Annotated in this window: 24 protein-coding genes; 4 read left to right on the forward strand and 20 right to left on the reverse strand. The window is 29.0% G+C overall.

Features of this window, described 5'->3' with window-relative positions; translation table 11 throughout:
- Window positions 1-110: 110 nt before the first annotated feature.
- The 5 genes from ACQ3F0_RS06920 to ACQ3F0_RS06940 form a co-directional block, all read right to left on the reverse strand.
- Complete coding sequence (locus ACQ3F0_RS06920; protein WP_428864423.1) at window positions 111-1460, reverse strand: sigma-54-dependent transcriptional regulator; 1350 nt, start codon at window positions 1458-1460, stop codon at window positions 111-113.
- A complete protein-coding gene (locus ACQ3F0_RS06925; RefSeq protein ID WP_428864424.1) occupies window positions 1453-2874 on the reverse strand; it encodes an ATP-binding protein in 1422 nt (473 codons plus the stop codon). The genes ACQ3F0_RS06920 and ACQ3F0_RS06925 overlap by 8 nt, the downstream gene beginning before the upstream one ends.
- Window positions 2875-3500: 626 nt before the next feature.
- Window positions 3501-4781, reverse strand: a complete 1281-nt coding sequence (locus ACQ3F0_RS06930) for an urease accessory protein UreH domain-containing protein (RefSeq protein WP_428864425.1) — start codon at window positions 4779-4781, stop codon at window positions 3501-3503.
- A 2-nt stretch (window positions 4782-4783) separates the two neighbouring features.
- The gene (locus ACQ3F0_RS06935) at window positions 4784-5302 is read right to left on the reverse strand and encodes a Fe-S-containing protein (protein ID WP_428864426.1); all 519 of its coding nucleotides are present in this window, start codon (window positions 5300-5302) and stop codon (window positions 4784-4786) included.
- Between the two features lie 41 nt (window positions 5303-5343).
- On the reverse strand, window positions 5344-5475 hold the full coding sequence (locus ACQ3F0_RS06940) for a hypothetical protein (protein ID WP_428864427.1): 132 nt from the start codon (window positions 5473-5475) through the stop codon (window positions 5344-5346).
- Between the two features lie 575 nt (window positions 5476-6050).
- On the opposite strand from ACQ3F0_RS06940, the gene ACQ3F0_RS06945 reads away from it, so the two are divergent.
- Window positions 6051-6500 (forward strand): hypothetical protein, encoded by a 450-nt coding sequence (locus ACQ3F0_RS06945; RefSeq protein ID WP_428864428.1) that lies wholly within the window; start codon window positions 6051-6053, stop codon window positions 6498-6500.
- 221 nt (window positions 6501-6721) lie between these two features.
- On the opposite strand, the gene ACQ3F0_RS06950 is transcribed toward ACQ3F0_RS06945, so the two are convergent.
- The 13 genes from ACQ3F0_RS06950 to ACQ3F0_RS07010 form a co-directional block, all read right to left on the reverse strand.
- On the reverse strand, window positions 6722-7276 hold the full coding sequence (locus ACQ3F0_RS06950) for a hypothetical protein (RefSeq protein ID WP_428864429.1): 555 nt from the start codon (window positions 7274-7276) through the stop codon (window positions 6722-6724).
- Window positions 7277-7296: 20 nt separating this feature from the next.
- Window positions 7297-7545 (reverse strand): hypothetical protein, encoded by a 249-nt coding sequence (locus ACQ3F0_RS06955; protein ID WP_428864430.1) that lies wholly within the window; start codon window positions 7543-7545, stop codon window positions 7297-7299.
- A gap of 165 nt (window positions 7546-7710) precedes the next feature.
- Window positions 7711-7950, reverse strand: a complete 240-nt coding sequence (locus ACQ3F0_RS06960) for a hypothetical protein (RefSeq protein ID WP_428864431.1) — start codon at window positions 7948-7950, stop codon at window positions 7711-7713.
- Window positions 7951-7952: 2 nt separating this feature from the next.
- On the reverse strand, window positions 7953-8729 hold the full coding sequence (locus ACQ3F0_RS06965) for a PspA/IM30 family protein (RefSeq protein ID WP_428864874.1): 777 nt from the start codon (window positions 8727-8729) through the stop codon (window positions 7953-7955).
- Between the two features lie 121 nt (window positions 8730-8850).
- A complete protein-coding gene (locus ACQ3F0_RS06970; protein WP_428864432.1) occupies window positions 8851-9042 on the reverse strand; it encodes a hypothetical protein in 192 nt (63 codons plus the stop codon).
- Window positions 9043-9095: 53 nt separating this feature from the next.
- Complete coding sequence (locus ACQ3F0_RS06975) at window positions 9096-10910, reverse strand: heavy metal translocating P-type ATPase (protein WP_428864433.1); 1815 nt, start codon at window positions 10908-10910, stop codon at window positions 9096-9098.
- 192 nt (window positions 10911-11102) lie between these two features.
- Complete coding sequence (locus ACQ3F0_RS06980) at window positions 11103-11348, reverse strand: hypothetical protein (RefSeq protein ID WP_428864434.1); 246 nt, start codon at window positions 11346-11348, stop codon at window positions 11103-11105.
- Between the two features lie 277 nt (window positions 11349-11625).
- Window positions 11626-11778 (reverse strand): hypothetical protein, encoded by a 153-nt coding sequence (locus tag ACQ3F0_RS06985; RefSeq protein WP_428864435.1) that lies wholly within the window; start codon window positions 11776-11778, stop codon window positions 11626-11628.
- Window positions 11779-11902: 124 nt separating this feature from the next.
- Window positions 11903-12910, reverse strand: coding sequence for a peptidoglycan-binding domain-containing protein (locus tag ACQ3F0_RS06990; protein WP_428864436.1), 1008 nt, complete (start codon window positions 12908-12910; stop codon window positions 11903-11905).
- Between the two features lie 322 nt (window positions 12911-13232).
- Entirely contained in the window at window positions 13233-13940 is a 708-nt protein-coding gene (locus tag ACQ3F0_RS06995) for a YetF domain-containing protein (protein WP_428864437.1), read from the reverse strand.
- A gap of 14 nt (window positions 13941-13954) precedes the next feature.
- Window positions 13955-14650 (reverse strand): DUF421 domain-containing protein, encoded by a 696-nt coding sequence (locus ACQ3F0_RS07000; RefSeq protein ID WP_428864438.1) that lies wholly within the window; start codon window positions 14648-14650, stop codon window positions 13955-13957.
- A 73-nt stretch (window positions 14651-14723) separates the two neighbouring features.
- Window positions 14724-15185, reverse strand: coding sequence for a spore coat protein (locus ACQ3F0_RS07005; RefSeq protein WP_428864439.1), 462 nt, complete (start codon window positions 15183-15185; stop codon window positions 14724-14726).
- An 83-nt stretch (window positions 15186-15268) separates the two neighbouring features.
- Entirely contained in the window at window positions 15269-16396 is a 1128-nt protein-coding gene (locus ACQ3F0_RS07010) for a C40 family peptidase (RefSeq protein ID WP_428864440.1), read from the reverse strand.
- A gap of 349 nt (window positions 16397-16745) precedes the next feature.
- On the opposite strand from ACQ3F0_RS07010, the gene ACQ3F0_RS07015 reads away from it, so the two are divergent.
- Together ACQ3F0_RS07015 and ACQ3F0_RS07020 are read left to right on the forward strand one after the other, a co-directional pair.
- Entirely contained in the window at window positions 16746-16865 is a 120-nt protein-coding gene (locus ACQ3F0_RS07015) for a four-helix bundle copper-binding protein (RefSeq protein WP_428864441.1), read from the forward strand.
- Window positions 16865-17089 (forward strand): four-helix bundle copper-binding protein, encoded by a 225-nt coding sequence (locus ACQ3F0_RS07020; RefSeq protein WP_428864442.1) that lies wholly within the window; start codon window positions 16865-16867, stop codon window positions 17087-17089. The genes ACQ3F0_RS07015 and ACQ3F0_RS07020 overlap by 1 nt, the downstream gene beginning before the upstream one ends.
- 424 nt (window positions 17090-17513) lie before the next feature.
- Here ACQ3F0_RS07020 and ACQ3F0_RS07025 read toward each other — a convergent pair whose 3' ends face one another.
- Window positions 17514-18077 carry a hypothetical protein gene (locus ACQ3F0_RS07025; RefSeq protein ID WP_428864443.1) on the reverse strand — a complete coding sequence of 188 codons (564 nt, stop codon included), beginning with the start codon at window positions 18075-18077 and terminating at the stop codon, window positions 17514-17516.
- Between the two features lie 179 nt (window positions 18078-18256).
- Between ACQ3F0_RS07025 and ACQ3F0_RS07030 the strand changes: the two genes are divergently transcribed.
- Window positions 18257-18880, forward strand: coding sequence for a 4Fe-4S binding protein (locus ACQ3F0_RS07030; RefSeq protein ID WP_428864444.1), 624 nt, complete (start codon window positions 18257-18259; stop codon window positions 18878-18880).
- Between the two features lie 58 nt (window positions 18881-18938).
- Here the strand turns inward: ACQ3F0_RS07030 and ACQ3F0_RS07035 are convergent, their stop codons facing one another.
- Window positions 18939-19436: an FMN-binding protein gene (locus ACQ3F0_RS07035; protein ID WP_428864445.1), complete on the reverse strand. Its 498-nt coding sequence runs from the start codon at window positions 19434-19436 to the stop codon at window positions 18939-18941.
- Window position 19437: the final 1 nt, after the last annotated feature.

The raw sequence follows: 19437 nt of genomic DNA on the forward strand, positions 1-19437 counted from the left end.
CTTAACTATTTGTTACTATTATTATGAACTTAAAATATGGCACAAATATGACTATCATAAATAAAGTTATTTCTAAGAAAGATTCTTTCTTAGAAATCACTTTATTTAACTTATTTTATATTATACTTTTCCATTCTATAAAGAAGTGTATGTCTAGTAATTCCTAACAATTTTGCTGCTTTAGTTCTATTATTATCTGTTTTAACTAAAGCTTGCGTTATTAAACTTTTTTCAACTTCTTCTAAATTTATTCCGTCGTCAGTAAGTATAAAGTCTTGACTCTCTACTTCTTTTAAATACATATCCTTTGGAAGATCTTCTTTCATTATGCAACTGCCTTTTGATAAAATTACAAGCCTTTCAATAACATTTTCCAGTTCTCTAATATTGCCTTTCCATGTATACTGAATAAGAATATGCATAGCTTCTTCATTTAGTTCAATTAAATCCCTACCCATTTCTTTGCAATATTTAGCTATAAAATACTGGACTAAAAATGGTATATCATCTTTTCTTTCTCTTAAAGGCGGCAACTCTAAAGGAATTACATTTAATCTATAATATAGATCTTCTCTAAAAGTTCCTTCCTCAATCATTTTTTCTAAATTTCTATTGGTAGCAGCAAGAACTCGCACATCAATTTTTAAAACTTCTGATCCGCCAACTCTTTCAATTTCTTTTTCCTGTAGAACTCTTAAAAGTTTTACTTGAGTAGCTAAACTAAGCTCACCTACTTCATCAAGAAGTATTGTTCCTCCATCTGCCCTCTCAAACTTTCCAAGCTTTTTACTAATAGCACCAGTAAAGGCTCCTTTTTCATGACCAAAAAGTTCACTTTCTATTAAGTTTTCTGGAATAACACCACAATTAACTTTTATATAAGGATTTTCACTCCTATCACTATTATAATGAACTGCATTAGCAATCAGTTCTTTACCTGTTCCACTCTCACCTGTAATCAAAATACTTGCATTACTTTTTGCTACTCTATCTACGATTTGTAATACTTCTTTCATTTTAGGACTATCCCCTATAATTACTTTTCCAGTATTGTTTTTCAATTCCTCAGTTAAATATTCTATCTTTTTTTTCATTCCTTCTATATCAAGAGCTTTTCTAATATAAATTTTTAATTCTTCAACATCAAATGGTTTAGAAATATAATCCAAAGCACCAATTTTCATAGCTTCGATAGCAGATTCCATTGTTCCATGAGCAGTAATCATAATAACTGGTATGTTTTGATTTATGTCTTTAATTTCTTTTAAAGCTGTCATTCCATCTTTTTTTGGCATTCTTAAATCTAATAATACGAGATTTGGTTCCTCTGATTTGACTTTTTCTACAGCCTCTTCACCATTAGCTGCTGTGATAATTGTATATTGTTCATTCTTTAATGCCTTTTTTATTGCCCAAACCATGTTCTTTTCATCATCAGCAATTAATATTTTTTTATTCATTATTTTCTCCTTCCATAGAAATCATCGGAAGATAAACATCTAACTTTGTTCCTTTTCCAACTTCACTATCTATTTCTATATAACCCTTATGCTCTTCTATTATCCTATGAGTTATTGCTAATCCAAGTCCTGTACCTGTATCTTTTGTCGTATAAAAAGGTTCAAATATCTTCTCGATTTTTTCTTTAGAAATTCCTATGCCATTATCTACAAAAGATACTTTTGCCCAATTCTCTTCATCAAAAATATTAATATTCAAATTTCCTCCATTGGGCATTGCCTGTACTGAGTTAAATATAATATTAACAAATGCTTGTTTTAATGCTTCTGAATCCATATATAATCTTATACTTTTTTCAGATTCATAATTTATATCAACATTATTCTTCTGGGCATATTTATTAGTTATTAAACGAATATCATTAAGTAACTTATCAAGATAATCCATTTTCCTCTTATAAACATTAGGTTTAGCAAAATCCAATAAACTTCTGATTACTGCATTAGCTCTATCCACTTCTTGGATTACAATATCTAATGCTTCTTTTACTTCTTCATCCTCTGTATCTTCATTTATAGTTTGAGTAATTGTTTTGATAATTCCTAGTGGATTTCTTATCTCGTGTGCAACCCCGGAAGCTAATTCCCCAGCAGCAGATAACTTTTCAGCTCTTCTAACTTGATTTTCCAATTTTCTAATCTTTGATATATCTTCAAGTACAATTACTACTCCATTAATATTTTTGGGACTACTTCTCATCGGATATGCAAAAAGTTTAACATAAACAATAGTCCCATCTTTAGAAATACACTTAGTTTCAATATTTAATATTCTTTTGTTATACTTAAGTGTATCCATAAGAATTGATTCAACATACTCATGATCCACAAAAAAAGAATTTAATTCTTTATTAGTATTAGCTTTGTCTAAATTTAAAATCTTTTCCCCTTCAGAGTTAATAGCCTGCACCTTTAAATTCTTATCAAATGCAATAAATACATTAGTAATACTATCTAATATTGATTGAGTATAATTTTCTAGCTCTGTAAGCTTTTTTATTTGATTTTCTAACATATTTTTCTTTTTATAATCAGACTCTACTATATACCCTGTTATAGTCCCAACAATTAAAAACATTCCGATTTCAAAAAACTGATTGACAACTTCTATATTAATCTCACCAAAGTATTCTAATAAGTGAGGCGCATATAACATTGATACAATGTACGCTGCAATCACTCCACCTTTAAATCTAAATTTAAATGCTGCCCATATGATAGGTATGTAATATAATCTTCTATAGAAATCATGAACATCAAATTTTGTTCCAACTATGGTGTAATGGATTATTGTAATTATTAATATACTACTTACAATAAATATGAAGTTCTTATTTTTCAAAATAGTTTTCATTTTATACCTACTCTCTAAAAATTGGTATCTTTATGTTATTTCTTAATAACTAAAAATTGTGAAGAATACATAAAAAAAAAAAATGAATTCTTCACAATTCTACTCTCAGTAAACTATACTCATTCTTCTATGTTTAGTGCTTTTTTATGGTGCTTTCTATAACTGGACTATACGCTTATTAAGAACAAAATGTTTCACTGTTATGGTTTTTATAACTTCTGCTCTTCCCTTGCAAACAGGACATAGAATTTGCTTTTCTACTGACCCAGTAGAATTTGACTCCCTTACTCAACAATACCTATTAAAATTCTTATGCTCCATGTCTAAACCACCTCTAATAGTATTTATCAATTTTAACCATAATATTATAGATATCAGTATAATATTTATATAATATGTTTAAATATAAAATTTTTAATCTTATTGCCATTTACCTTATATCTGAATAAACTAATAGTTTCTAAATGAATTGAGTTAGAAATATGATTTTTTATTGAAATTTAAATAATTGACTCGCAAAACTCTCAAATTAAAATTATTTTTTCATGAAAAATAAAAAATAGAAATCGGGACAGTAGATAATTTATGTAAAAAACTTTATCTACTGCCCCTTCGCACTTTAAGTATTATCTGTCTTCAAAAACTTCAATGTAACTAGTGATCATACCCATCCAGCAGGTATAGGCAATTTTGCCTGTTTCATTCGGTGTAAATATAATTTCATTTTTACCTGGGTTTAGGGTCTTCTCTATATTCATTGAAGGAATTGTCACAGGATTATTACATCCATTTAAATCCTCTTGTTTGGCGTTAATGATAAACCTAACAGGGATATTCTTTTTTACTCGGATGGGTTCATAACTGTTAGAGCTTAAATGTATGACCACCTCCTGAAGTTGATTATCTGTAACCTGAGATTCAACGACATTTCCATTGTTTTGAAATGGTAAAATAATACCAGCTAAAGCAGCACCTCTTGTGAACATGGTAAGGCTTAAAATAAAAATCAGTAAACCACTATATTTCATGATATTTTTTGAAAATTTGTGATTAAGCAGTGTGCTGACAAACCCAAGACCAAACATCAGGGGGAAAGTTCCTATACTAAAATAGAACATGGATAGTGCACCTCTTATAATACTACCGGTTCCAAGAGCATAAAGCTGCATGGACTGAAGTGGTCCGCATGGCATAAAGCCATTAGCAAAACCTACAAAGAAAGGTCCCTTTGCAGACAGTTTAAGTAGTAATTTTCGAAAAGCTTTTGGTAGTTTGAATTTCGGCAACTGTACTTGAAAAATCTTTAACATTTTTACAGCCATTAACATCATAATTGCGCTGACAAAGATAGTTACATAACCTCTTGTTTGACCAGCGAAACTTAGGACAGTGCCTATGCCACCTATGATGCCACCAATAATTGTATAGGAAGTTACTCTACCAAGATTATATAGGAGGCTAGGAAAAGAAGTACTGGTCTCTTCATATTTATTGCATTGACTAATGTTGATACCACCACACATTGCTATACAATGAACGGAAGTAAGTAACCCCATTAGTAAGAGTGTACCGTAGCCCATATTTTGCCTGATATTAGGTAAGAAATCATATGATATACTATTGCCGTATTTCAATACGACAATGGCAACCAACAACAGAAAAAATACCATAGCAAGACTAGACAAAAAGGGATTGCTTTTGTTATTTACAACTGAATACCCTGTATTTTCAATGATTTGTATGATTTCTTCAATCGTTACCATTGAATGATCATATACCAAAGATACCCGATTTTGGGATGCTATGGCTTTTGCGGAAATAACACCTTCTATTAAAAGAAGATTTTTTATAATTTTGTTTTCACAATGAGAGCACGTCATTCCCTCAACATATAGTTTAGTTTCCATCATTATCTCTTCCAATTAGTAAAAAGTGGTTCAAAAGCTACAAGGTATTCGGGATCAATAGTAATTGTCTCTATATCCTCCGTTTTCATTTCATCAAGAATTGGCACAGGGTTACATCCGCCTTTAATACGTTCAATCTGGTCGATAGTGAATTGATTACCACAATTATTACAGATAAGTTTATCACCTAATTGTTCATAGTAGCCTCTACCAGAGTTATAACATACCTGACAAGTATTTAAGGCTGTTCTTACGGTATCATCATTAGCTCTTACAGCAATGATTTCCATATAAGTACCATTAGACTCATAAGGATAGAAGGAAGCTGTTTTGGTTATATCTGCTTTGTTGATAACCAGTTGTCCTGTAGCATTGGTTTCCACAGCTGTAGGTTCTGAGTTGTTACCTGTAGCCAATGTTAGTACAGCAATGATGACTATAACCACTGCACTTGTTCCGAACAATATCCACTTTTTCTTTTGATTTTTAAGTTTTGATTTTTTCATCATAATGACCTCCAAATTATTCTTTTCCATTTTAATTACCTTTTTTTGATTTAAACTTAAATAGCATCATTCCAACATGTATAAGCAGACATAATAAACAATCCATATTTCTTGTGATTCATCTTATTTTTATTTCCTTTAGAATTTTCATTTACTCCAACTTTTTTATAATCGTTAAAATTTTTCAATATATTTTCCTCCTTATGGTTTGTTAAAATACTTATTAGCAATAGCTATGCCAAAAATAAAGACCTCATATAGCCTAGTTAAATCCTACTTATTTTCAGTAAACTTTTTTACTTTTTGGTTTAGCTGTATCATATAACACATTTACTGTAGCATTTAGTTCTTTTATTGCAATTTGCATAACAATTTTTCTCCTTATTTAAATACATTAATATCTTAATGTTTTTCGAGTTTATTTTCATAATAAATTATTTAGTGTGTGAAACCTACATTTACTGAGGCATATCACAAAAATCTCTTCCATGAATTTATTCCTAGATATACCCACTTAAATGAAAGAATATTTTTATCAATATATAACCATAATACTCTCAAAATAATATATAGAAAGAGTGTATTACTATGATGGCAACAATAACTTCGAACCAAAAGTATTAAATTATACTGAAAATTTAATTACATTAAATAATCTAATGTGTAACTTCTTTTTTTGTATAAATCTATAGTTTAGTCGGAAACTATAAAATATATATAGTTTATCCAATTTGGAAAATAGAATTGACAAAGGATGTTTAAAATGAATAAGTTATTAAAAAAACTAATCATCATTACAATTATATCTTTCATCTTTCATTCTATATGGGAGTATTGGGCTTGTACAATTTTCTACGGAATGGATACAACAGTTTTAACTTCTCCACTAATGTGGAGCGCCATATTTGGTGATATTATGACAACTATCATATTATATTTATTACTCTCATTAACCAACAAAAGCTTCAATTGGATAATAAATAAATGGCAGTTAAAAGAGTATATAATTATAATTTTGTATTCTTTATTCTTAAGCTTTTATTTTGAAATAAGTGCCCTCTATACTGGTAGATGGTCTTATTCTAATAACATGCCTTTACTTCCAAGTACAAATATAGGTATAATTCCTGTGATACAATTTTTAATCTTATTACCATTAACCTTATACATTACCAAATTAATAGCCTTAAAATTATTGAGTAATGCTGAATAAGTAACACTCCATAAAGTCAGCAAAAGTCATGCCAATAATTTATAACACCATGATTGTTTTAACCCCCTTGTTTTATTTATGTCGGTTTAATTATTTTCTGTTTCAACACTTCCAAATCGTGTCATTTAACATAATTAATGCAGGAACTGCAAAGCCTTTATAGAAATAGTAGGGCTATATACAAAATTGTATACAGCCCTACTATTAGTTTGCTTAAGATTTTAATCTAATCTATCTGATCCAAAACCATTCATCATGTTAAATCCATTATTGAAAGTTCCACCATGCATACTCCCCATTGAGTTATGCATTTCTATCATTTCCTCTCTATCTATAGATTCCATCATCTCTGCCATATTACCATATCCGTATTCCTTCATAGAATCAATCATCCCTTGATAGTCCTCGTCTGATATATTATTCATGTAATCATCCATAGCTTCATAGTTACCGTCTTCCATGTATGTTACCATATCATCAAAATTGCCTTCAGTCATCATGTTTACCATATCTTCGTAAACATTATTCAAATAATTGGTATGTTTATCCATTTCTTTTTTGTCTAATTCTCCCATACTGACTACTGTTTTTAAAAGCTCATCATTGTTTTCTCTATCTTCAAAAGTTTGAATATCATTTACATTGCTAATTCTATTTATTGATTGTTTGTTTTTACTTTTAGTTGCATTGTTTGTATTAGTAGCAAATACAACTCCACCAATTGTTCCAACTGTAATTACCGCTGCTCCTAAAATAGGTATGATTTTATTTTTCATTTTTATCCTCCTAAGTTGTTTTATAATTTAAATTTTGACATTTCTTCTTGTAACTTTTGTGCTTCTAATTCTAAATCCTTTGCTTCTAATTCTTTTATACTTCGCTCAATTTCTTCTAATTGATTTTGAAGCTCTTTTTTTCGTCTATTTATATTTTGGATATTTTCCTCTAAATCCAGCTTTTTTATTATATATCTTTCAGCTGTTTCTTCATTTGATTTTAACATTACTTCAGCCATACTTTCCATTTTTGCTTTTTCTTTTTCCAATTCTTCTATACTATTTACAATTTTAGAAGTTAAATTTATAATCTTTTCTTTAGATTCTTTTAATTTCTTTATTTTTATATTGTATTTATTATTATAGTTTTTGTTTCTACTACTTGTTTCTTCATATTCTGAATAAGCAGCTTTAGTATTATTCTTTGAAGAACTTTAGGATTTATTTATTTTAATATTTACTAATTCATCAAATGAGATTCTTCTGGTATAGATATATTCACTATACTTTTCATACTCCCTATCATTGATTAAACCATCTTCATACATATGTTTTAATAGCATGAGTTTTTCATTTATGTCATTAGGTGTATTATATTCATAGTAATAATTCCTATTACTTCCATAATCATCTAAAATCCTAAATAAATTATGAAATCCACCTCCACAACCCATTATTAATTTACCTCCTTTTTAGATTTTTCTTTTAAAGCTTTCAATTCATTCTTGATTTTTTCTCTTCTTTGGATGTTTTTTAATTCAATTTCTAAAGTATTCATACTATCTAAGTTATCTAATTCACTTATTTCTATAAGCTCGTCCATTGCAGCTAACCTAGCATTTTTTTCTTTTATTTTAGTCTCTGCTCTCTCAATCCTCTCAGTTATATCATTAAAATCTTTAGAAATACCAGTTAAGATTTCTTTTGCTACCATTTGTGCATCTGCTGCTTTATCAATAGCAATCAACTCTTCTTTTTTAATCTTGAAATCATTAATACTAATTTCTAATTTTTCTTTATTTTCATTTATAACCATTATTTTTTCCTGTAACTCTTCAATTTCTAATCTTTTTCTATCTTTTTGTTGAATCAGTATCTCTTTCTTTTCTAACGCCCCTTGCGCTAAATCTTCTCTTTCTTCTTCCAAAGATAATTCAGCTTGCTTTTGTAATAGTTTTATTTTATCTTCAATTACTTCAGCTTCTTTTTCGATTTTTTTCTTAATCGTTGTAACTTCTAATAATGCTTTCTTAACCTGACTTACTTTTTCCTTCATTTCAGCTAAGGAAAGTTCCAAAGCTTCCTGAGGGTTTTCAATTTCACTTAATATTGTGTTTGCTTTTGCTTCAAAAATACTTTTAAATCTCCTTAGTATGTTAATTTCTATCTTCTCCTTTTGATTAACTTTAAAAATATTATATAAATGAATTGTGGTAGAAATATGACTTTTTATTCAAGTTCAAATAATTTACTCTCATAACCCACAATTCAAAGTAATTTTTATCAAAAATGAACCTCCCATTTACATAGAAGGTTCATTCATTAGTTTTTCATTTAACTGATATTAAGCAATATTACATTTCTTTTATACATTGTGTCAATTGAACACACAGAGATACCCCTTTATCCATTTTTTGAGCACATCGTGCTACATGTCTTCCACCTTTTGTAGTTGCTATTTTAGAAATGTGATTTGCTGCATATACTGGCTTTGAAGATGCTAATAAAGCCATTCCAAACACTGCAATAAGTAAGTATTTTTTCATATTAATTCCTCCTAAATTGTTTTTATTTTGTAAATTCTTATTATATTAAAGCATTAAACTTTTATAACAGGTTTAAACCCTTTTAACCTAAGAGCATTCAATAGTACTGATACTGAACTGAATGACATAGCTGCTGCTGCAAACATAGGATTTAATCTAGGTCCTCCAAATATATAGAAAATTCCTGCCGCCAATGGAATACCTGCAGTAGCTAATGCAGGTGCAGCATTTATACCATCACCAACCATTGCAACTATATCTCCACCTTCTTGAAGTTTTTTAACTTCATTAGCTTTATCTTCTGGTAAAACCTCAGCAAGAACTATATCAATTCCTACTTGTTTTGCTATTGCTTCAGCAGTTCTTCTATTATCACCTGTGATCATAGCAACCTTTATACCCATACCATGAAGTTTCTCTATTGCTGCCATACTATTTCTTTTAGTTACATCAGCTACAGCTATTATTCCTGCTAGCATATTATCTATGGCTATAAATATTAGTGTCTTTCCTTTATTTGCCAATCTATCCGATTCCTCTTGTAATGAAATATTTATATTTTTTAAATCCATAAATCTTCTATTTCCTAGAAGTATGTTCTTTTTATTAATTACAACTTCTATTCCATGCCCAGGAACTGCACTGAATTTTTCTATTTTCATGAAACTAAGTTTTTTTTCTTCCGCAGCTAAAACAATAGCTTCACCTAATGGATGTTCTGATCCTTTTTCTGCAGATGCAGCTAATTGTAATATTTTTTCTTTTTCAAAATCTTTTACATTAACAACGTCTGTAACAACAGGTTTTCCTTCTGTAATAGTTCCTGTTTTGTCAAAAACAATAGTTTTAATTTTATGGGCTGTTTCCAAAGAAACTCCCCCTTTAATTAAAACACCATATTCTGCACCTTTCCCTGTACCAACCATAATAGCAGTTGGTGTTGCTAATAAAGCAACTCCTATTACTATAGGAACATAATAACCGGATATAACATCTGCCATTTTAGCAATTGGTGCCTTTGAGCCTTGAGCTCGTTCTACTAACTCTATTATTTGAGCTAAAGCTATATCCTTTCCAACTCTAGTGGCTTTAAATTTTATCATTCCATTCTTATTTAAGCTTGCTCCTGTTACATTAGATCCTTTACTCTTTTCAACAGGTAAACTTTCACCTGTTAACATTGACTCATCTACAGATGTATTACCTTTGGACACTGCTTCTAAATATTTTCCTAAAAGAATTAGGGTAATTATAACTCCTGCAGTCTCAAAATATAAATCTTTAGCAAATTCAACATTACCAGAGGCTATTTCTTTCACAGCATATAACCCATATAGAATTGCTGCACTAGTTCCGATTGCAATAAGTGAATCCATATTGGGATTTTTTCTAAATAAAGCTTTAAATCCTACAGAATAAAATTTATTACCTGCTATAACAACTGGTATTGTTAATGCTAGCTGTATAAGAGCAAAATTTAGAGGATAGAATTCTGGACTTATTATCTTTGGTAAATATAGATTTAACATATGCCCCATTGCGATATACAATAGGGGAACCGAAAACACTTTGGATAAAACAAATTTTCTCCAAAGTGTTTTTATTTCTTTATTTCTTCTGTCTTTTTCCTCATCAACTTTTTCTCCATATTCAATCTCTAATGGCTTATATCCTGACTTTAGAATAGTTTCTTTTATATCTGAGATTCTAACTAAATTAGCATTGTATGTTACACTTGCTTTTTCCGTTGCTAAGTTAACATTTATTTTGCTAACCCCTTGGCGCTTCCCTAAAAATTTTTCAATATTTGCTGCACAAGAAGCACATGTCATACCTCTAATATTGAGTACTTCTGTTTTAACAGCCATCATTACACCTCTTTCGTGTTTAAATTAACACCTTTTATTATTGACCTATTCATAGGTATCAATGTGTTTTGGAGTTGTTTAAATTAGTGGTTTATCTCTCTTAATAAATCTTCCCTTTTTTATTATTTTCAGATTCGTCTATATTATGTCTCCTATGACCTCCACAACAACCTCCTCGTTTCACCATATTAATTACCTTTCTTTTGATTTAAACATAAATAGCATCATTCCAACATGCATGAGAGGACATAATAAGAATATCAAATATGAAAAAGATACTCCTTTAAAACCGAATAAAGGTAATCCCATAATTAATAATATAGGTAATAAACAACATAGCATCATTAGTACTCCATGTTTCTTGTGATTCATCTTATTTTCATTTCCTTTAGAATTTTCATTTACTCCAACTTCTTTATAATCGTTAAAATTTTTCATTATATTTTCCTCCTTATGGTTTTTACAATACATATAAGCAAAAACTATGCCAAAAATCAAAATTCATATAACTTAGATAAATCCAACTCATTTTCGCTAATCTCTTTAGTTTTTTTGTTTAGCTGTATCATATAACACAATTTCTGTAGCATTTAATCCAATTGTATTTATAACCCTTTATTCACTAATAAAATAAAGATAGTATCCTTTCAGACACTATCTTTTCGTATTTATAATTACAAGTTAAAGAGCTGACTAACCAAGTCAGCTCTAACTACTACATGAAGAAATAAAAAACTCCAGCTACAACAGCAACTAGTATTAAAATTGATAAAACACTCATAATCTTATCGCTTCTACTATCTACACTTACAGTCCCTCCATTTTTATTTCTTCTTACATGTTTATAATTTCCTCCACTACAGCACATTAATTACCATCTCCTTAATATGATTTTTTTAGTTTTTGATTTATTTAAATTTTTTTAATAAGCTATATTTACTTCTAAATTTTTCTCTGGATATAATGCAGCTTCAATTGAGGCCTCCTCAAGATTATTGTTTTTCCAAATACGACTTAGCCTTCTTTACAGCCTTTTGGTGATTAGGATCAACTCTATTGGTTCCATGCGTTTTACTAAGCAAAAAATGCACATCAAAGTGACCTTTCATATTATTACCACCTATAAAATCAGAACCATGGGGCATTCCTGCCATGGAACCTGAGAATTTCATACCATTAACTTCAACAATAATCGCTCTTCTCTTCCATGACCAAGTACCTCCATATATTGATTTCATGATTTCAGTGTCTTTTTTTGTTAATGTTTCTGAGTCCGCATGATTTGTGCCATATGTTCTTTTTACATTAAACTCTTTTCCTGTATCAATATCAAAAATTTTATAAACAGTACCTCGAGGTATGACCTTTGTTATATAACCAAACCAAGTTAAATCGGACTTCCCTATATTAGTTGTTCCTCTTGAAGGAACATATGCTTTACTATTACTAGCTTTTAACTTGTTCAAGGTATTCTTTCCTACAATTCCGTCTACTTTAAGTTTATTATTTTTCTGAAATTTCTTTACTGATGATTCTGTGATTCTTCCGAAATAACCAGTTATATTTGCATTAAAATATCCCATATCTTTTAACTTATTTTGAATTTGTGAAACACTCTTCCCTTTAGAGCCTCTAGCAATAGATTTTATTTTATTCTTGCTATTTGATGTTACAATATTATTCGATTTTTTAGCTATCTTTTGGATATTCATTTTTTTTAATGTAATAGGTCCTACTATACCATCCACTATACTACCATTATCTTTTTGAAATCTCTTTACTGATGATTCAGTTATATTGCCAAAATAACCTGTAGGTTTAACATTGAAATAACCTAATTCTTTTAATCTGTTTTGTACATCTCTAACAATACTATTTCTCGTACCATTCTTTAAAATACTTGTCCCATTAACATTATGAGCAGAAACTTTGTTACCCAAAACCGGTTGCATTATTATACTCAAACCTAAAGTTAATGCAATTATTCTTCTCTTGTTCATTTTTCCCTCCTAGTTTTTTTAAGTCTTATCTTCAAATATAAATATCTAATATATTAAGACTCTTTTTTCTATTTTTAATCTTTTCATTCATATCTTCTAGTATGAGACTATATCTAATTCATCTGATAATTCTTCAAATAAAATTACTAGCTTTTATTCATACACTCCACCACCTTCAAAAGTTATATTTGTATTTATATAAAGCAACATTTGTGCCAAATAAAATATAATAAAATACCCTGAAAAATCTATATTTTTAAGAAACTCTTCAAAAAAAATCACAGCAACTGTGTTATATAACACAATCGCTGTATCATTTGCTTTATTGTATCTTAGCAACATATAGATTTTTAGCATTGTCAATAGTGGCAATATAAACACTCTTTATATCATTAACGTTGAATCGTTTTAAGTTTTCTAGAAGCCACTCTTCATTTATTCCTAATTTTTGTAAATTTTCTTCAAATAGTTTACCATCATTAATAATTACTAAAGGTAATTCTACTTTTTTTACACTTTTGTTTAAATCCTTTGGAGTAACAGGTCTATTTTTTTCTTTTTTTATAACACTAAAATGTCCATTTGGCTCCAATACTGTGTATTTAACTTCTGATATGTCATAAATATTCTTAAGTCTTAATTGACTCATAAGAAGATCCACATTTATAAAGTGTTTCTTCATATTCTTTCTTATAATTTTGCCATTATGAATCAATATTACTGGTTTTCCATTTAAGAATAATGATATATTTCTATTTTTCTTTGATATTAAATTAAATATGTAATTCCATGCAAATAGAGTAATTAAAGGAACTAAAATGTAAGTAAAAGATATCGTCCCATCTAATAAAGGGGCAACAGTTAAAGCTCCCATTATCCAAGCTAATACAAAATCATAAGCAGTAAGTTGATTTTTAGTCCTTTTTGAAATAAATCTTCCAACCACAAAAACTATTATCCCCACTACTAAAGTTCTTATAACATATGCAAATAATGAAATGTCTTCTACAACACCAAAAATATCTGTCATTTAAACATCTCCTACTAGTTTATAAATAATTTTTTATCAGATGTTAAAATTCCTAGGAAAACATCATTCATGTTATTTATTTCTCTTAATTTCAATTCTTTATCAATCCAATTCTGATTTAATCCATTCTCTTTAAGAATTTTTTTATCAACTTTCCCCTCATATATAAGAATTTGTGGTAAAATATCTTGTTGTGTTTCAATCCCCATTTCTTGTTTAGTTATTGGCAAGCTGTTATTATCTATAGCCACACTATAGTCGCCTGTAGCTTCAGCAATTAAGTACTCTACTTTATCAATATTGGGAGAATTATTTTGTCTTAGAATAGAAAACAAATTATCTATTGTTAGTTGAACTTTTGATAAATTTTCTTTTATTAATTTTCCATTTTTTACAATTATGATAGGCTTCTGTGAAACAATAGTAGGCAACTTAAAATACATATATGAAATCACTAAATTGAGTAATGTATATACCGCAATAATAGCAGCAGCATCTACTACTCTACCATGAGGATTTATCATTCTTGATGCAGCTATATGACTTATGCCTGCAGCCATAAGAAAGTTATAAGGTGTCGTAATTCCTGGTTGCCTAAATCCCATTAGTTTTGCCGAAGCATATAAGATAAAATGTAATATAGTTGTCCTTAAAACCAATTCTAGAATTCCAAGTTCTTCAGCTTCAAAAAAAATAGCATTTATATCCATAACATCACCTTGTTTTAATTATTAAAAAGATAAGTTCAATTTCTTATATCAAACTTATCTTTTTTGAATATTTTTATTTTACATTATACATTCCATGACTATTCATATAATTGAAAAGTTCTTCGCCATGTCTTTGTTCATCTTGTTGAATATGTTGCATTGCCTGCCTAACTGTAGGATTAGCAGACTCGAATATATCTATATCATAAGTACCTGAAACGTACTTTTCTGTAGCAAGTAAGTCTGTACAAAGAACTTTATCTTTTTGATTATTCATTGCACCGTTGAAATTATTCTGAGTTGAAGCTTGCTGAGGTTGGTTTCCATGTTCCATATTGGGTTCTTTTCCCTGTAGCATTTCATCAAGCATGGTGTAATGATGATGCTCTTCGCCAGCTAGTTGTGTAAATAATTGTTTCAATTCTTGTTCTTGAGCTTGCTCTGAATAATTATTATATTTTTGTATACAAACCTCTTCTTGAACCTTTGCATCTTCTAAAAACATTTTTTCTTTTTGACTAAGTTGTAGTTGCATTTAATACACCTCCTAAAACTATTATTAACAAATAAACTAATAATATGTAACTAAAAAAGCCTCCATTTTAATGGAAGCTTTTTCTATTTAAACCTTCTAGCAGTATAATAATCTGATCTTCTTGATAAAGAAGATATCTTAACTACATCTCCAGTTTGCGGTGCATGAATCATTGAATTATTTCCTACATATATACCAACATGATGAACCGGTTTTCCTGGCTTTTTAAAAAACACCAAATCACCTGGTTTTAACTGAGATTTTGGTACATATTTACCTGCTCTTGCTTGATCTCTTGATACTCTAGGTATTTTTATACCAAAATGAGCAAAAACATATTTTGTGAAACCGGAGCAATCAAAAGAATTTGGTCCATTGCCACCCCATTTATACGGTGTCCCTAAAAAATTTGAAGCGTAAGCAATAATTGCATTTGAAGAAACATTTGAATTTCCTCTAGATACTGGATTACTATTTTTGTTAGCACTAGCTTCCTTGGCTTTTGCTTCTGCAATAAGCCTTTTAGTCTTATCTATCTGCTTTTTATCAGCTTTCACCACATTTGCATATGCCGTCATTTCTTTCTTAGCAGCATCTATATATTTCTTTTGTTCTTCTTTATCTTTCTGGAGCTTGGACATTTTTTTGTCAAGAATTTTTATGGTGTTTGTTAATTTTTCTGTTTCTTTCTCCATTTCAATATTACTATTTTCTAATTCATTTTGTTTTTCTTGTAAAGATGCCATCAATTTGTTATCAAGGTCTGTTAATTTCTTTATTGTCTGAATCCTAGTAAATAAATCACTTAAACTTCTTGACCCTAAAAGAACTTCAATAAAACTAGATTTTCCACTTATGTACATAGCAGACATTCTCTTATTATATAAATCTTTTTCATCTTTCATATCTAGTTTGATTTGTTCTATTTCTTTTTGAGTTTGCTCTATTTTTTCCTCAATGCCATCTATTTGATTATTTAATTCATCAATCTCATACATGGTATTTTCAATGTTATAGTCAAATTCCTCTATTTTCGAATTGAATTCTTCAACTATCTTCTGCGATTCAGCTAACTTACTTTGACTCAACTTTAATTCTTTATTTTGTTTTTCTAACTTTTGTTGTAAAGTATCAGCAAATACAACTATAGAAGAACTTGATGAAATTAAAATAGTAGCTGTTAAAACCATTGCTGTAATTTTTTTATGCATTAATATCTCCTTCCATACCGTAAAGTTTTAGTAATTTTAATTATACTTTTTTTATTATTGTCTATTCTTGAAAACTACTCCCTCCTCGCAAAATAACATTCAAATCCTTTTAATGCAATTTGCATACCAATCTTAATACTTGTTTAAATAAACTTACACCTTAGTGTTTTTTGAGTTCATTTTCATAATAAATTATTTTAGTGTGTGAAATCCTACATTTACTGTAGCATATCACAAAAATGTCTTTCATAAATTCATCCCATATATACCCATATAAATAAAAGAATAATTTCCCAATATATAACCATAATACTATCGGAATGATATCTATTAAAAGGAGTGATTTCCTATGATGACAACAATAACATCAAACCAAAAGTATCAAAAATGTATCGATATTTGTTTAGAATGTGCTCAAGTATGTGACTGGTGTGTAACTTCTTGTCTTAATGAACCAGACCCAAAATGATGACTCGTTGCATAAAACTAGATAGAGATTGTGCAAATATATGCGTTCTTGCTGCTCAATTTATGGGTAGGGATAGTGAATTTTCAAAACAACTTTGTTCTTTATGCGCTCAAATTTGCAAGGCTTGCGGTGAAGCATGTGCTAATTTCTCACAAGATCATTGTAAGAATTGTGCAGATATCTGTAATCGCTGTGCATCAGAATGTGAAACTATGTCAAGATAGTTCTCTAGTTTTAAAGGCTGTAGAATGTTTGATTTCTCAGCCTTTTTTATTTTTTGAAATTTTTCAAAATATTTTTCTTTTAAAACTTAATGTTTTATTGTAAAATTGAATCACAATTAATAATTTAACAATTTTTATATAGAAGGACGATTCTTGTGAGTATAATAAAAAAAATTTAGAGGAATTAAATTTGAATTAAAACCATTAATAGTATTCCTGTTGATGATAAAGACCTATATTTAGATTTGAAATTTGACAAATCTAGTGGGTATGCAATTTTAATATATAATAATTTAGCTGGTATTATTGAAATTGTAGATGATTTAAAAAATCAGGATACTGAAGAGATTAGAAATAAATATGTCCCTAAGTAAAAATATAAAGAAATAAAACAAGCTCCCTTTAAAAATTAAGGGAGCTTGTTTTATTTCTTCTTAACAGTTGTCAATGTTTGTACAGGACAAATTTTACACCAAGTTCTAGGTGCATATAAGATACCAAGAATTAGCCCTACAATTGTAGATGTAAACATCATAGAATAAGCTCTGTATCCTAGGTGAATCAGTCCATTTGGAACACTAAGATTTAAGAATTGTGGTAAATCAAAAGGTATAGTAAATAAAATCATAAATCGAATTTTATCCATAGGTGCCACCCTACCCTTTGAAACCATAATAGTAGACATGATAACAAAAAATATATTGATTGAAAAGTATATAACTACCCCTCTTTTGAATCCTTTAGTTTTAAAAAATTTAGGTAATTTTTTCTTTAAACTTATTTTACTTAAAAATCTCATAAAAAAACCTGCTCTTGGACAATAATATTTACACCAAATCTTATCTTTATATATACCAAATATAATAAACGGTATTATAAAACATAAAAATCCTAAAATTGAAAAAGAAATATGAAATATTCCAAGTATAAAAAATAAAATCGTTATTACAAATAAAGAATTTTGATAGTTAGTAAATTTTCTAGTCATAGTTGCTTCAACCTCCATTGAAAGAATATAATGCTCTTTTGAAAAAGTTAAGTGACAAAATCGCATAAGATTAATTTTAAAAATCAAAACTAATCTATTGACACCAAGGATAAAAAAGTTATAATTAATATTATAGTACCCCACTAGGGTAATGTGTGTCAACAGAAGAGGAGGATTTTATGATTAAAAAAATTAAACCATTTGTTCAAATCAGTTTCTTGTTATTATTTCTTTTATCAATGCTTAGCGGCAAAGCACAAATTTGGATGGCCTTTATATTTTTATCAATTGTTTTAGCTGGATTTTTCGGAAGATTTTATTGTGGATGGGCATGTCCTATAAATACATTTATAAGACCTGTTTCATTCTTAAAGAAAAAAATGAATATAGGCAAATCAAATATACCTACTTTCTTTAAGTCTCAAAAACCTAGAACAGTTACTTTTATAGCATTTATAATAGGCTTAGCTTATACAATCCACACAATTACTCAAGGCAGAAAGTTCCCGTTACCTTTGATAATAATTCCTATGGGTATATTAGCTACACTATTTATCAATGAACAGACATGGCATAGATATTTATGTCCTTGGGGCACTTTATTTAGCTTTACTTCAAGATTTTCAAAATATGGCATGAAAGCGGAAAAGTGTACTAGCTGTATCTCTTGTGTTAAGAGTTGTCCTACAGATGTAATTTCTGTCGACCAAACTGGTGTCAAAGTTGATAAAGCAAATTGCTTGTTATGTTTTGAATGTACTAATTCATGTCCTGTTAATACTATAAAATACTCAAAATTATAGAGAAGATATTTTAGTAACAAGTGACAAGTTGCTCCTATTCAAAACTTGTCACTTGCACTTAATTATATTTTTCACCTTTTGCCTTAGACAGAGCAATATTTATTGCTTCTTTTAGATTCTTGCTTGTGCTAGTTGAACCTGAAACTCCTTCAACATCTATTGATTGCTTTTCAATTATTTCTTTTGGAAGTCTTCTAAAAACTTCTTCGTAATACCCTTTAGTTTGTTTGTTCTTAGTGATTTCAATGTTGGATATTTTACTTTTTTCAATTGTAACATTTACTCCGATTGATTTATGCACTCCTTCATATACACCATCTTTATAGATACCCTTTTCCACATCATCAATAGAATCTTCACTATCTGAAGAGATTTCTTCATCAGTAGATTCTCCTGATTCAATAGTTTTATTTTCTTCTTGGAGAACTGTTTCATTTACTGGTTCTTCTTTATTCTCAGCTTTTTCCACTGTATTTTGTTGTGATGTACATCCAGCGCTCAGTAATATAAGAAAGGAAATTAAAAGACCTATTCTTTTTAACTTTTCCTTTGTCATT

It is taken from the genome of Clostridium sediminicola, from assembly GCF_050402865.1.
Classification (GTDB): Bacteria; Bacillota; Clostridia; order Clostridiales; family Clostridiaceae; genus Clostridium_AF; species Clostridium_AF sediminicola.